Here is a 14255-nt window from a genome sequence, read left to right as displayed (position 1 = left end):
ACCAGCGCGTTGGCGCGCGCCCTGTAAAACTTAAGGGCGCCTGCCCTGTGTGAGGGAAGACGCCCCAAGGTTGGGCCGGCATGGGATGCTCAATTCGCTAGCTCGCGAATTTCAGGTGCTCCGTCCCTGCCCCGGCCGTTGCCGCCAATCGCGCCTCGACCTTGCCCGCCAGTTCGGTCGTCCGCTCCCGGATGGTTTTCATCATCAGCCATTCGGCCTGGGTCTCATCGGGCGTGAACGCCACGCTCAGATAACCGCGCGGACCGATGCTGCACCATTTCAACTCCGGATTGGCGCTTACCAGAACAGGCCGCACAGCCTCGTCGCCATCGAAATAGCGCTCCATGCCCGGCGACGTGACCGACGTGCACCCAAGCTCGACCGCAGCGGGGCGGCCGTTCGGCCCGCCCGCCAGTTCGAAGGCCCAGGCGCTGTGCGTGTCGCCTGCAAGGATGACGGCATTGTTGGCATGCGCCAGCATATCCGCCACCAGCCGATCCCGCGCCGCCGGGTAGCCAGCCCACGCGTCCAGATTGGCCGGCAGGCCATGGCCGCCCACAAGGCTGCCGGTGCGGATCCACCCCAGGGCGGAGTCCGGCAAATCCTTGCGCGTATAATCCGGCAGCTCCGGTGGCATGCGGAACCAGCCGGTTTGAATTTGCTGCCCCAAAACCTGCCACGTCACCCCTCGCGCCTTGGACTGGGCGAGCTGCTGGCGCAGCCAGTTCTCCTGCGCCTCGCCCATCAAAGTGCGCTTCGGGTCGCGCAGCTGTTCCTGCTCGAAGCGACGCAAGGCTTCAGCCAACGCCGTCTTGTCGGAAATATCGACGCCTTGCAGCACCGGGCGATAGTCCAGCTGCTTGTCACGACCAATGAAGCGGGTGTCGAGCATGATGAGCGAGGCCAGATTGCCCCAGTCGAAGCGCCGGTAAATCACCCCTTCCGCCTGCTCGCGAATGGGCATCCATTCGCAAAAGGCGCGATAGGCGGCGCGCCAGCGCTCCGGCCAGGCGCCTTCCGTTTCCGGCTGGTGATTGTCCGCCCCGTCGCGCCAGGCGTTGTTGGTGAACTCATGGTCATCCCACACCGCGATCATCGGCTTGCGCCGGTGCAGTTCCGCTACGTCCAGGTCCGCCCGGTAGGAAGCATAGCGCGCCCGGTAGTCGGCCAGCGTCACGGTTTCGTTGCCAGGCTCGATGACGCGACCACCCACGGCCTCCTGGGCAGACGGATAGACGCCCCGCGGCGTCTCGTAGATATAGTCGCCCAGGTGCACCACGAGGTCGATGTCATCCCGCGCGGCGCAGTGGCCATAGGCGTTGAAATAGCCGAACGGCAGGTTGGCGCAGGAAAAGACGCCGAGGCGCAGCCGCTCGCTCCTCCCCTCCGGCATGGTGAGCGTTTCCCCCACCGGGGAGATAAGCCCGGCCGCATCGCGAAACCGGTAGGCATAGCGCTTGCCCGGCGCCAGGCCGTCCACATCCACCTTGGCGGTGAAGTCGCGGTCGGGCCGCACCTTGACCGTGCCGCTCCGCACGATGGTCTTGAAGCCTTCGTCCGTTGCCACCTCCCAGCCCAGGGTGGCAATTTCCTCGGCCGCCGGCACATAGCGCGTCCATAGGATCACCTGGCGCGCCAGCGGGTCGCCACTGGCAACGCCATGGGTAAAGCGCCCTTGCGTGCCCGCAGCCCCGGCGGTGCCCGCCGCAACCGGCAGCCCGACGCCGCCAACCAGACCCGCCTTCAGAAGTGAACGCCTGTCAAACATCCCGCCTGTACTCCCGCTTCCGCCACAATGGCCTGCGCCGTCTTGGATCATTTCGGTGACAGCGCCATGACAGGCCTCGGGCAGGCCGAGCCGGACGGCGAGCGCCCACCCCTGCCCCCTGGGGCGGAATGGAGCGCAACTTCCCATGTTCTCAATGAAACGACGGCTTTGCGGAAGCCGCGAGCAATGCTATGGGCGCTTCCATGACGACCGATGCTTCACTCATTCGCAATTTTTCGATCATCGCCCACATCGACCATGGGAAATCGACCCTGGCCGACCGGCTGATTCAGCGCTGCGGCGGCCTGGCCGATCGTGAGATGGTTGAGCAGGTGCTCGACAACATGGACATCGAGCGCGAGCGGGGCATCACCATCAAGGCCCAGACCGTGCGCCTCGAATACAAGGCGCAGGACGGCAACACCTACATCCTCAACCTGATGGATACGCCCGGCCACGTGGACTTCGCCTACGAGGTCTCCCGCTCGCTCGCCGCCTGCGAAGGCTCGCTCTTGGTGGTGGACGCAAGCCAGGGCGTGGAAGCCCAGACTCTCGCCAACGTCTATCAGGCGATCGAGAACGACCACACCATCGTGCCGGTCATCAACAAGGTGGACCTGCCCGCCGCCGACCCGGACCGGGTGAAGCTCCAGATCGAGGACGTGATCGGCCTGGAGACGGACAACGCCGTGCTGGCGTCGGCCAAGTCCGGCATCGGCATCGACGACGTGCTGGAAGCCATCGTCAAATACATTCCCGCCCCCCAAGGGTGACCCCAACAAGCCGCTGAAGGCCATGCTGGTGGATTCATGGTATGACCCCTACCTCGGTGTCATCCTGCTCGTCCGCGTGGTCGATGGCGTGCTGAAGAAGGGCATGAGCCTCAGGATGATGGCGGCGGGCACGGACCAGACCGTCGAGCGCATCGGCGTGTTCCGGCCCAAGATCGATTATCTAGCGGACCTCGGCCCCGGCGAGGTTGGCTTCATCACCGCCCAGATCAAGGAAGTGGCGCAGACCCGCGTGGGCGACACGCTGGTCGAGACCAAGAACGCCAAGACGGCCGAGCCCCTGCCCGGCTTCCGCGAGGTGCAGTCGGTGGTGTTCTGCGGCCTGTTCCCGGTTGATGCGGCGGACTTCGAGAAGCTGCGCGACAGCATGGCGAAACTCCGCCTCAACGACGCCAGCTTCACCTTCGAGATGGAAACCTCCGCCGCGCTCGGCTTCGGCTTCCGTTGCGGTTTCCTCGGGCTGCTGCACCTCGAAATCATTCAGGAGCGCCTGTCCCGCGAGTTCGACCTCGACCTCATCACAACCGCGCCATCGGTGGTCTACCACATCTACCTGACCGACGGCTCCATGGTCGAGTTGCACAACCCGGCCGACATGCCGGAGGTGGTGCGGATCGACCACATCGAGGAGCCGTGGATCGAGGCCACCATCTTCGTGCCCGACGAATACCTCGGCGCAGTGCTCAAGCTGTGCCAGGACCGGCGCGGCATCCAGAAGAACCTCTCCTACGCCGGCACCCGCGCTATGGTGGTTTACGAACTGCCGCTCAACGAAGTGGTATTCGACTTCTATGACCGCCTGAAGTCCCTCTCGCGCGGCTATGCCAGCTTCGATTATCACCAGATCGGCCACCGCGAGGGCGACCTCGTGAAGATGAACCTGCTGGTGAACGAAGAGCCGGTCGATGCCCTCTCGATGATCGTCCACCGCTCTCAGGCCGAAGCGCGCGGCCGCCACATGTGCGAGCGCATGAAGGACCTCATCCCGCGCCACATGTTCAAGATCCCCATTCAGGCGGCCATCGGCGGCAAGGTCATCGCCCGCGAGACCATCTCGGCGCTGCGCAAGGACGTGACCGCCAAGTGCTACGGCGGCGACATCACCCGTAAGCGCAAGCTGCTGGAAAAGCAGAAGGAAGGCAAAAAGCGCATGCGGACCTTCGGCAAGGTGGATATCCCGCAGGAAGCCTTCATCGCCGCGCTCAAGATGGGCGATAACAAGTAATGGGTTTTGTTTTGCAGGAGGGTCTTGACCCTCCTGCACCTCCCATTCGTATTTCGGGCTCGACCGGCATCAAGGGCACGGCCCTGTTCTAATCCGAAAATTCAAAGGGCCGCGCCCTTCCCCACCGGCACGGCCGTAAAAAACGAACGGGGTGCAGGGGCCTGAGGCCCCTGCGTAAAAACAACTTACCTCCAAGGTTTCACAGGCGGCGTTGCCGCGTTATCTCCTGTTTCATCGGCTTTGAAACGTTGGGAGGTTTGCCATGCCAGCCTTGAGACCCATTGGCCGCTCCGCGCTTCGCACCGCGCCGCTCGCCTTCGGCGGCAACGTGTTCGGCTGGACGGTGGATGCGCCCACCGCCTTTCGCCTGCTGGATGCGTTCGTGGAGGCGGGCTGCAATCTCATCGACACCGCCAATGTCTATTCCATGTGGGCGCCGGGTAACAAAGGCGGCGAGTCAGAGGCCATCATCGGCCAGTGGCTGGCGCGGAACCCGGCCAGGCGGGAGTCCGTCATCATCGCCACCAAGGTGGGGTGGGACATGGGACCCGGCGGCAAGGGGCTGGCGGCGGATTACATTCGCCAGTCCTGCGAGGCCTCGCTGAAGCGGCTGCAGACGGACCGCATCGACCTCTACTACGCCCACATCGACGATCCCTCCGTGCCCCTTGAGGAAACGCTGGGGGCCTACAAGCAACTGATCGAGGCGGGCAAGGTACGGATCATCGGCGCTTCCAACTACACCGCCGAACGGCTGGCCGAAGCGCTGGAGACCAGCGCCCGGCACGACCTGCCGCGCTATGAGGCGTTGCAGCCGCTCTATAATCTCTATGACCGGGCAGAGTTCGAGACGGCGCTTCAGCCTCTGTGCCAGCGGGAAGACATCAGCGCCATTCCCTACTACGGGCTGGCCAAGGGCTTCCTCTCCGGCAAATATCGCAGCGAGGCGGACCTCGGCAAGAGCACGCGCGGCGGCTCGGTTGCGGCCTACCTCAACCCGCGCGGCTTCCGCATCCTTGCGGCGCTGGATGACGTGGCGGCGAAGCACAAGGTTCGCCCGGCCAGCGTGGCGCTGGCGTGGATGATGGCCCAGCCCGCCGTCACCGCGCCCATCGCCAGCGCCACCAGCCTGGAGCAGCTGGAAGACCTGCTGGCCGCCGTCCGGCTGGAGCTGAGCGAGGGGGACCTTGCCGCCCTCACCTCCGCCAGCGCGGAAGAGATGGCCGCCGCCCAGTAACCCCGGCAATCTGGCCCGGCACGCACCTTCGGCTCAATACAAGGCGCGGCGCGCAGCGGCTGCCGGCTGTCTGCGCGACTTGCATCAAGGTTGAGCCCAATTATTAGCTAATTGAAACTATACCAAACCTATTGCTTCGGAATACGGCTTGCGCTAGAAGGCCGCCCCGCTTTTTCCGGGCGGGCTGTTGTGTTGCGCTTTTCCAGCCGAACGCCACGATAAACCACTGCAAGCATCATGATTTAATCAGGCTGTCATTCCTTAGCCTGATGCTGACCCCGCAGGCCGGGAGCTGGAGTCGCGCCGCGTCGAGGCGCAAACTTCTTCGCCAGGCCCGCACCCTAAGAAGGATTACCTCCAGTGCACGCGCCTTTATCACAAACCACTGACCCCTCGCCTGCTCCCAGCGCCACTTGGCGCGAGTGGATCGGCCTTGGCGTTCTCGTTCTCCCCGCGCTTCTCATCGCCATCGACATGACGGTGCTGCACCTTGCCGTGCCGCATCTCTCGGCTGACCTGAAGCCGACGAGCACGCAGCTTCTCTGGATCATCGATATCTACGGCTTCTTCATCGCCGGGTCGCTGGTCACCATGGGCGCGCTGGGCGACCGCATCGGCCGGCGCAAGCTGTTGCTCATAGGCGCAGCCGCGTTCAGCGCGACCTCGGTCATCGCCGCCTTTTCCAGCACCCCGGCCATGCTCATCGCCGCACGGGCGCTCCTGGGCGTGGCGGCGGCAACGCTGATGCCCTCCACCCTCTCGCTCATCCGCAACATGTTCCATGACGAAAAACAGCGGGGCTTTGCCCTGGCCGTCTGGATCAGCCTGATGATGGGCGGCGGCGCAGCCGGGCCCATCCTTGGCGGCATCGTGCTGGAGCATTGGTGGTGGGGTGCGGTGTTTCTGCTCAATGTGCCGGTGATGGTGCTGCTGCTGGCCGTCGCTCCGTTCCTGCTGCCGGAATATAGGAAGGCCGATCCCGGCCGGCTCGATCTCGTCAGCGCGGCGCTGGCGACGAGCGCGGTGATGGCCACGGTCTATGGCGTCAAGCACATCGCCATCGATGGCCTGACCTGGGATGCCATCCTGGGCCTGGTCGCGGGCGTCCTTATCGGCGCGGCCTTCGTGCGGCGGCAGAAACGGCTTGCCGACCCGATGGTCAACCCGGAGCTGTTCCGCAACTCCGCCTTCCGCGCCACGCTCACCACCCAGACGCTGATCGTGCTTGCGGTGGCGGCTCCCTTCTTCCTCAGCAGCCAGTATATGCAGCTGGTTCTGGGCTTCACGCCACTGGAAGCGGGCCTTGGCCTCTTGCCGGCCCTGGTTGCGGGCACCGCCGGCTCCATGCTCGCGCCGTGGGCGGCGGGCAAGGTGCGCTCGGCGTTCGTGATTGGCGGCGGTCTTCTCATCAGCGCCGTGGGGCTTGCGCTGCTCACCCAGACTCCGGCAACGCAGGGCTATCCGGTCATTATCGCCGGGCTCAGCCTCGGCATTGTCGGCGCGCACGCCGCGATCACCCTGCTCACCAACGCCATTCTGGGCGCAGCCCCGCCCGAACGGGCCGGCGAGGCCTCCGGACTGTCCGAGACGACGCTGGAGTTGGCCAATGCCGTCGGCATTGCCGTCATGGGGAGCCTGGCCGCCGCCATTTACCAGTCTGTGGTGGCGGACAGCCTGCCCCTCGGCCTCTCCGAGGCGCTGGCGGCAGCGGGCCGCGAATCCCTGTTCGCGGCGGCAGCGGCTGCCGAACAGATGGGCGGCCCGCAGGCGGCGGCCATGCTGGTGGCGGCGCGGGAAGCGTTCGTCGCCGGGTTGCAGGTGGCTGCCGGCATCGGCGCGCTCATCATGGGCACGCTCGCCGTTCTGGCCATCACCCTGCTGCGCCACGCCACCGAAAAGGCGGCGGACGCCATGCAGCACTGACGGCGGCAACGAAGGCAAGGCCCGGCCTCAATTCGGCCGCCATCGGGCGGCAACAGGGGCCGGGCAGCAGAGTGGGAGTTCGCGAACCATGTCCCTTCAAACCTGGTGGATCTTCGTGTGCGCGGTGTTCCTCATCTGCGGGACGCCGGGGCCGAACATGCTGCACATCCTCACCCGCAGCCTGCGCTTCGGCTTCCGGCGCACGCTGGCCGCCATGGCCGGGTGCATGTCCGCCATCCTCATCGCTGTCAGCGCCTCGGCGGCGGGGCTGAGCGCGGTGCTGGCCGCCTCTCCGCTGGTGTTCGACGTGCTGAAATACGCAGGTGTTGCCTACCTCATCTATCTCGGCATCAAGGCGTGGCGGGACACCTCGCCCGTCCTGATCGCCGAACCGGGGGCGGACGCCGCGCCCCCGACCACCGGCACGTCCGCCTTCGCCCTTTACCGGGGCGGGCTCCTGGTCGGCCTCAGCAACCCCAAGCTGCTCGTCTTCGCCGCCGCCTTCTTCCCCCAGTTCATCGACAAGCACGCCCCGCAGGGGCCGCAGTTCGCCATCCTCGTGGCGACCTTCGTGGTGCTGGAGAGCTTCTGGTACTGCACCTACGCGCTTGGCGGGCGCAAGCTCGCCCGGCTGCTCACCCGCGCCACCTGGCAGCGGGCCTTCAGCCGCCTGACGGGCGTGCTGTTCATGGGCTTTGGGGCGGCGCTGCTCGGCTATCGCCCGTAAGCGCCCGCAACGCCCCCTCGACCGCGCTCCGTTGAAGCCCTATGACGGCCCGGCGGGGCCGCTGCTGGCGGCTCCCCCTGTTGTGGCTTCAAGGGAAGGCTCGTCACATGACCCTCGCCAATCGCACCGTTCTCATCACCGGCGGCTCCCGCGGCATCGGCGCCGCTGCCGTGCGCCAGCTCGCCGCCAAGGGCGCGTTCGCCATCATCCACTACGGCCGCAACCGGCAGGCAGCCGAGGCTGTGCTGAACGACATCGGCGGCCACGGCGCGCTGGTCGAGGGCGATCTCGGCGCGCCCGGCGCGGGCCGCGCGGTGTGGGAACAGGCCCTTGCGCTGGCTCCGAACGGCAAGATCGACGTGCTCGTCAACAACGCGGCCACCTTTGCCGAAAGCGGCGTGAATGCGGACTGGGACCGCTGGACCCACGACTGGGCCAACACCATTCAGGTGAACGTCATCGCCTCGGCGGACCTGTGCAAATGCGCCATCCCCCACTTCGAGGCCAACGGCGGCGGCCGCGTCGTCACCCTCATCAGCCGCGCGGCGCACCGGGGCGACACGCCGGACTACATGCACTACGCCGCCTCCAAGGCGGCGCAGGCGGCGCTGACCAAATCCATCGCCCGCGGCTTTGCCGCCAAGAACATCCTCGCCTACAATATCGCCCCCGGCTTCACCCGCACCGAAATGGCGGAGGACTGGGTGCGCGTCTACGGCGAGGCCGCCGCCTCGGCCGACATCCCGCTCGGCCGCATGGCAACCCCCGATGAAGTGGCGAACGTCATCGTCTACTGCGCGGGCGAAGCCCCCGCCGCCATGACCGGCACCACCATCGACGTGAACGGCGGCAGCTACATCCGGGCGTAAACATCCGGGCGTAAGTGTTTGCGATTTTTGTAGATTTACCAAGGGGGTCGCGGACCCCCTTGGAACCCCCATTCGTTTTCTAATGGGACGCGCAAACGGCACGGTCTCGACCGATTCTGAAAGGCGCGGCCCGATAAATCGAACGGGGTGCAGGGGTCCGAGACCCCTGCAAGAAATTCTAAAAACCAGTCCAGATCACGCCACCTTCAGCACCACCTTGCCCTTGGCCTTGCGCTCCATAACGACACGCAGCGCCTCGGCGGCCCGCGCCAAGGGGAAAACCTCGCTGATGTGGGGCTTGAGGCGGCCTTCCGCTGCCCAGGCCAGCAGCTCGGCCACGTTGGCCTGATGCACTTCCGGCTCCAGCCGGGTGAACTGCCCCCAGAACACGCCGACGATGGCCGCGCCTTTCAGCAGCGGCAGGTTGAGCGGCAGAGAGGGGATGTCCCCGCCCGCAAAGCCCACCACCAGATAGCGCCCGCCCCAACCGATGGAGCGGAAGGCGGGTTCGGCGAGGTCACCGCCCACCGGATCGTAGATCACATCGACGCCCTTGCCCCCGGTCAGCGCCTTCACCGCCTCGCGCAGGTCCTGCGCCGTGTAGTTGATGAGCCCGTCCGCGCCGTATTCGCGGGTGAGCGCCAGCTTCTCGTCGGTGGAGGCGGCGGCGATGACGCGTGCGCCCATGGCTTTGGCCAGCTCGACAGCGGCGAGCCCGACGCCGCCCGCCGCGCCCAGCACCAGCACCGTCTCCCCCGGCTGGAGGGTGGCCCGCTGCTTGAGGGCATGGTGCGAGGTGCCGTAGGTGAGGAGGAAACCGGCTGCCGTCTCGAAGGGCATCGTGTCTGGAATGGGGAAGCAAGCGCTGGCGTCCACCACCATTTCCTCGGCGTAGCCGCCGAAAATGCCGGTGCCGAGCACCCGGTCCCCCGGCTTTACGTGGGCAACGCCCTCGCCCACCGCGTCGACGGTGCCCGCCACTTCCGCCCCCGGCGAGAAGGGAAACGGCGGCCTGAACTGGTATTTACCCTGGATGATGAGCGTATCGGGGAAGTTGACCCCCGCCGCATGGACGCGAATGCGAACCTGCCCCGCCCCCACGCCGGGCGACGGGCAATCGGCGAATCTCAAATCCTCCGGCGCGCCGAAGGCATTGCAGATGATGGCTTTCATGGCTTCCTCCCCCTAGCGGCCCGGCCTCTCCGGCCTGGCGGCGCGCCAGATGAAGAGGCTCAGCCAGCCTGGGGAGAGTCGCCCGCGGGCACAACCTCCCCCACCCGCCGAGACCCCTCGCCCCCCTCCACCGGAGCGGGGACCGAGCCGTCACGCGCGGCGATGAAGAAGTTCGCCAGCAGACGGAACTCGTCCTCGCGCGGGCTCTTGCGCCGCCATACCAGAGCGATGCGGCGCTTGGCGTTCGCGGAGGTGAGCGGCCGGGTGACGACGTGGGTGCCGTCAAGGATGCCCGCATCCACCGCCATCTTCGGCAGCAGGGTAACGCCCAGCTGGTTATCCACCATTTGCACCAGCGTGTGCAGCGAAGTGCCGAGAATTGCCCGCTCGCCGCGCAGGTCCGGCCGGTCGCAGGCGGCAAGCGCGTGGTTCCTGAGGCAGTGGCCGTCTTCCAGCAGCAGCATGTGGTCGCTATCCAGGTCCGCTGGGTTCACCGTCTCGGGCACGCTGTGCGTCTCTTCCTCATGCAGGGCGGCCATCAGTTCATCGTCAAACAGCTCCGCCGCCTCCACATCGCCGCAGCCGTAGGGCAAGGCCAGGAGCACGCAGTCCAGCTGGCCGCGCATCAAGGCGTCGCAAGCCACATGGCTCATCTCTTCGCGCAGGTAGAGCTTCAGATCCGGATAGGACCGACGCAGCGCCGGCAGCACCTTCGGGAGAAAGAACGGCGCGATGGTCGGGATCACGCCCAGCCGCAGCTCGCCCGCCAGCGGCCGTCCCGCCGCACGCGCCAGCTGGGCGATCTCCGTCACTTCCCGCAGCACGTTATAGGCCTTGCGCGCCACCTTCTCGCCCAGCGGGGTGAAGCGGACGACACGCTTGGTGCGCTCCACCAGCGTTGCGTCCAGCACCGCCTCCAGCTCGCGCAGACCGGCGGACAGGGTGGATTGGGTGACGAAACAGGCATCGGCCGCCCGGCCGAAGTGACCATGCTCATAGAGGGTGGTGAGATATTGCAGCTGCTTGATCGTCGGGAGGTTCATGATCGATACCCTCAATTTTTCGCGCAATTATAATTTGCACGATCGATAAGTCCATCCCGCGGTCGTACGCCTGCCGCTCCATGCGTCCCAATGGTCGCGACCGCAAAATGCCCCGGAGTTTCCGGCAGCTGGCGGATTACATGAAATAGGTCTGATACAAACGGTAGAGGCTGGTGACGACGACCATGAGCCCGACGCCGATCGTCAGCGTGCGGGCAGGCAGCTGGCGGGCGAAACGCGCGGCCAACGGCGCGGCCAGCACGGCGCCGATGAGCAGCCCGATGACGGCCTTGGAGAAGCTCTCGATGCCGATATGGGGGATCAGCATGGTCGAGACCACAAGGGCAACGACGAACTCGGCCAGGTTGGCCGTGCCCACCGCGTAGCGGGGCGTCGAGCCGCTGGCGATCATGTTGCTGGTCACAAGCGGCCCCCACACGCCTGCCGTCGCTTCCAGGAAACCGCCGGCCATGCCGATGCCGATGGTCCGCTTGGTCGAGACCTTGCCTGTCACCATGCGATAGGCGCGCAGAATGATGAAGACGCCGACAATGGTGAGATAAATGGCGATGACCGGGCGGATGATCGTACCGGGCACCTGGGTCAGCATGAGCACGCCGAGCACGCCGCCGACCGCGCCCGCCAGGGCCAGCAGGCGGAACATGCGCCAGTCCACGTTCTTGTGGCGAATATGGGCCGAGCCCGAGACCGCGCCGGTGAAGATCTTCGCCCCGTTCACGCTGGCGCTGACCACCGTGTACGGAATGCCGATGCTTGAGAGCACGGTGTAGCTGATGACACCGAATCCCATGCCGAGAGCGCCGTCAAAGAGCTGTCCTACGAAGCCGATGGCGATGAACAGCAGGAAATCGGAGCCGAGCAAGTCCATTACGCCCGTAACGCCCTCAACTGTGGTCACGAAAGACTGCCGAACCTAGCCAGCGAGCGGCTGATCGCAACACAGTTTTGCTACGATCACGCAAACATCAGCTTCGCCTCGCTCGCTCTGCGCCCCGTTCCAGGCCCTGCCCAATGCCTCATTGCACGCCATCGCCTTCGCCATCGCAGCTTCCTTTTTGTTGTCTCCCGCAGCGTTGCAGGAAAGATTTTGCCCCGCCTCAGACGGGTCGGCACAGCGGCCAAAGCCATCGCAACAGCCCGGCGCCCACGCGCCGGGATCAGCGCCTCACCTCCCCAACATAGCGGGAAGAGGCGCCAGCAGAACAGGCCTTTTGCGCGGATGGCGCCTCTTTCCGTGGTGGAATGGCCGCTCGCCGCGGCCTTCTCCGCCCCCGCGCCCGCCCGGATACTCGCCCCCAACGGTTGACTCGACAGCCTGGTCGCTTATTCATCAACGTTTCAAAATGAACAAAGGCAGGTCATGCAACGCCGCTTCACGCTGCTCATTCTCGCCGCCATGATCCTGGGCGTTATCGTCGGCCACCTGTGCAATCACGGTGCGGGGAGCGCCGAATCCGCCAAGGAAATCGCGGGCTATTTTTCCATCATCACCGATGTGTTCCTGCGGCTCATCAAGATGATCATTGCGCCGCTGGTGTTCTCGACCCTGGTGGTCGGCATCGCCCATATGGAAGACAGCGCCTCCGTCGGCCGGGTCGGTCTCAAGACGATGCTCTGGTTCGTGTGCGCCTCCGCCGTATCGCTGTTCCTTGGCGCGTTCCTCGTCAACCTGCTCCAGCCGGGCGTCGGCCTTGGCCTGCCCCTGCCCGATCTCAGCCAGCACGCTGATGTGGGAACGGGCGGCATGTCGCTGAAGGAGTTCATCACCCACCTGGTGCCGCGCTCCATCGCCGAGGCCATGGCGAACAACGAGATCCTGCAGATCGTCGTCTTCTCGGTGTTCGTGGGCATTGCGCTCACCCAGCTGGGCGAGAAGGGCCGCCTCGTCGCCCAGTTCGCCGACCAGATGGCCCACGTGATGCTGAAGATCACCGGCTACGTGATGATGGCCGCGCCCCTTGCCGTGTTCGCCGCCGTGGCCGCCACCGTCACCACCCAGGGGCTGGATATCATCGGGGTCTACGGCAAGTTCGTCGGCAGCTTCTACCTGTCGCTGTTCCTGCTGTGGGGCGTGCTGGTGTTCGCCGGCTTCCTGGTGCTGGGCGGCCGGGTGCGCGGCCTTGTGCGCGCCATGCGCGAGCCTGCCCTGCTCTCCTTCTCCACCGCCTCGTCGGAAGCCGCCTACCCGAAGATGCTGGAGCGCCTGGAGGAATTCGGCGTTCCCAACCGTATCGCCAGCTTCGTGCTGCCGCTCGGCTACTCGTTCAATCTGGACGGGTCGATGATGTACTGCACCTTCGCGACCCTGTTCATCGCGCAGGCCTACGGCATCGAGCTGACGCTGGCCCAGCAGATCACCATGTGCCTGCTGCTCATGGTCACCTCCAAGGGCATGGCGGGCGTTCCGCGCGCCTCGCTGGTGGTGATCGCCGCCACGCTCGCCCACTTCAACATCCCCGAAGCGGGCTTGCTCCTGGTATTGGCCGTGGACCAGTTCCTTGACATGGGCCGCAGCGCCACCAATGTGGTGGGCAACTCTGTCGCGACGGCGGTGGTTGCGAAGTGGGAGGGCCAGCTGTCCCACTCTCAGGACCGGATCGTCGCTGAAACGTAACCGGTGCGTTCGCTCAATTCGGAGTTGATCGGAATAGCCGGGAACTGGCATTTCTGGCATAAGGATCGCTTCACAAAGTCGGGGAAACCGCCATGCTCCACTCGCTGGTGGCTTATCTGGATTCGATCAAGGCGCGAGACCCCGCGCCGCGCAGCCGTTGGGAAGTGCTGCTCTACGCCGGGGTCCATGCGGTTGCCGTCCATCGCATCGCCCACGCGTTCTACCGGGCCCGGCTCTACTGGCTGGCGCGGGCGGTATCGCAGTTCGGCCGGTTCCTGACCGGCATCGAGATCCACCCCGGCGCGAAGATCGGCCGCAACTTCTTCATCGACCACGGCATGGGCGTCGTCATCGGCGAGACCGCCGAAATCGGCGACGACGTGACCATGTATCAGGGCATTACGCTCGGCGGCGTCGACCCCTCCTCCGGCAAGGGCGGCAAGCGCCACCCCACCATTCAGGACGGCGCCATCATCGGCGCCAACGCCCAGATTCTCGGCCCCATCGTCGTCGGCAAGCGCTCCCGCGTCGGGGCCAACGCCGTCGTCACCAAGGACGTGGCGGACGGCGCGACCGTGGTCGGCAACCCGGCCAAGCCGCTGCTGGTGGACGCCAAGGTCTACGCCAAGGACTTCCTCGCCTATGGCACGCCCTGCGATGAGAAGTACGACCCGCAGACCCAGAAACTGGAGATCCTGCGCTGCGAAATGGAACGGTTGCAGGCCCGTCTCGCGGCTCTGGAAGCCGAGCAACGCGAAAAACAGGACAATCGGGCCTCGCGTCAATCCGTCGGCTGATCTACATTAGGGCGTGATGGAGAACATAACACCCATACGTCCTTCCACGCCGTCGTCCCGGCACGAT

10 protein-coding genes and 1 pseudogene are annotated in these 14255 nt (G+C 65.7%); 7 read left to right on the top strand and 4 right to left on the bottom strand.

The genetic code is table 11. The features are described from left to right. Nucleotides 1–97: 97 nt before the first annotated feature. Nucleotides 98–1768 (bottom strand): alkaline phosphatase D family protein, encoded by a 1671-nt coding sequence (locus L0C21_RS07330; RefSeq protein WP_259277736.1) that lies wholly within the window; start codon nt 1766–1768, stop codon nt 98–100. A gap of 203 nt (nt 1769–1971) precedes the next feature. Here L0C21_RS07330 and lepA point away from each other — a divergent pair. From lepA to L0C21_RS07305, 5 genes and pseudogenes are all read left to right on the top strand, one after another. After that, a pseudogene (gene lepA / locus L0C21_RS07325) lies at nt 1972–3784 on the top strand (translation elongation factor 4). A gap of 262 nt (nt 3785–4046) precedes the next feature. After that, nucleotides 4047–5021: an aldo/keto reductase gene (locus tag L0C21_RS07320; protein ID WP_259277735.1), complete on the top strand. Its 975-nt coding sequence runs from the start codon at nt 4047–4049 to the stop codon at nt 5019–5021. 360 nt (nt 5022–5381) lie between these two features. Then, complete coding sequence (locus L0C21_RS07315; protein ID WP_259277734.1) at nt 5382–6944, top strand: MFS transporter; 1563 nt, start codon at nt 5382–5384, stop codon at nt 6942–6944. Nucleotides 6945–7032: 88 nt separating this feature from the next. Then, entirely contained in the window at nt 7033–7671 is a 639-nt protein-coding gene (locus L0C21_RS07310) for a LysE family translocator (protein WP_259277733.1), read from the top strand. A gap of 107 nt (nt 7672–7778) precedes the next feature. Then, on the top strand, nt 7779–8540 hold the full coding sequence (locus L0C21_RS07305) for an SDR family NAD(P)-dependent oxidoreductase (protein WP_259277732.1): 762 nt from the start codon (nt 7779–7781) through the stop codon (nt 8538–8540). Nucleotides 8541–8735: 195 nt separating this feature from the next. On the opposite strand, the gene L0C21_RS07300 is transcribed toward L0C21_RS07305, so the two are convergent. The 3 genes from L0C21_RS07300 to L0C21_RS07290 all read right to left on the bottom strand — a co-directional run bounded on the left by L0C21_RS07300 (nt 8736) and on the right by L0C21_RS07290 (nt 11675). Beyond that, complete coding sequence (locus L0C21_RS07300) at nt 8736–9713, bottom strand: NADPH:quinone oxidoreductase family protein (protein WP_259277731.1); 978 nt, start codon at nt 9711–9713, stop codon at nt 8736–8738. A gap of 59 nt (nt 9714–9772) precedes the next feature. After that, the gene (locus L0C21_RS07295; protein WP_259277730.1) at nt 9773–10756 is read right to left on the bottom strand and encodes a hydrogen peroxide-inducible genes activator; all 984 of its coding nucleotides are present in this window, start codon (nt 10754–10756) and stop codon (nt 9773–9775) included. A gap of 136 nt (nt 10757–10892) precedes the next feature. Beyond that, a complete protein-coding gene (locus L0C21_RS07290; protein ID WP_259277729.1) occupies nt 10893–11675 on the bottom strand; it encodes a sulfite exporter TauE/SafE family protein in 783 nt (260 codons plus the stop codon). Between the two features lie 462 nt (nt 11676–12137). On the opposite strand from L0C21_RS07290, the gene L0C21_RS07285 reads away from it, so the two are divergent. Beyond that, nucleotides 12138–13391 (top strand): dicarboxylate/amino acid:cation symporter, encoded by a 1254-nt coding sequence (locus L0C21_RS07285; RefSeq protein ID WP_259277728.1) that lies wholly within the window; start codon nt 12138–12140, stop codon nt 13389–13391. Nucleotides 13392–13483: 92 nt separating this feature from the next. Then, a complete protein-coding gene (epsC, locus tag L0C21_RS07280; protein WP_259277727.1) occupies nt 13484–14188 on the top strand; it encodes a serine O-acetyltransferase EpsC in 705 nt (234 codons plus the stop codon). The last annotated feature ends 67 nt before the right edge of the window (nt 14189–14255 follow it).

The organism is Pedomonas mirosovicensis (genome assembly GCF_022569295.1).
GTDB lineage: Bacteria > Pseudomonadota > Alphaproteobacteria > Sphingomonadales > Sphingomonadaceae > Pedomonas > Pedomonas mirosovicensis.
This window is presented reverse-complemented; position numbering and strand designations above follow the sequence as displayed.

Excerpts from the sequence above, each read along its gene's own strand:
- L0C21_RS07330 (WP_259277736.1), bottom strand. The coding sequence starts at position 1,768 with ATGTTTGACAGGCGTTCACTTCTGAAGGCGGGTCTGGTTGGCGGCGTC.
- L0C21_RS07320 (WP_259277735.1), top strand. The coding sequence starts at position 4,047 with ATGCCAGCCTTGAGACCCATTGGCCGCTCCGCGCTTCGCACCGCGCCG.
- L0C21_RS07310 (WP_259277733.1), top strand. The coding sequence starts at position 7,033 with ATGTCCCTTCAAACCTGGTGGATCTTCGTGTGCGCGGTGTTCCTCATC.
- L0C21_RS07305 (WP_259277732.1), top strand. The coding sequence starts at position 7,779 with ATGACCCTCGCCAATCGCACCGTTCTCATCACCGGCGGCTCCCGCGGC.
- L0C21_RS07300 (WP_259277731.1), bottom strand. The coding sequence starts at position 9,713 with ATGAAAGCCATCATCTGCAATGCCTTCGGCGCGCCGGAGGATTTGAGA.
- L0C21_RS07295 (WP_259277730.1), bottom strand. The coding sequence starts at position 10,756 with ATGAACCTCCCGACGATCAAGCAGCTGCAATATCTCACCACCCTCTAT.
- L0C21_RS07285 (WP_259277728.1), top strand. The coding sequence starts at position 12,138 with ATGCAACGCCGCTTCACGCTGCTCATTCTCGCCGCCATGATCCTGGGC.
- epsC (WP_259277727.1), top strand. The coding sequence starts at position 13,484 with ATGCTCCACTCGCTGGTGGCTTATCTGGATTCGATCAAGGCGCGAGAC.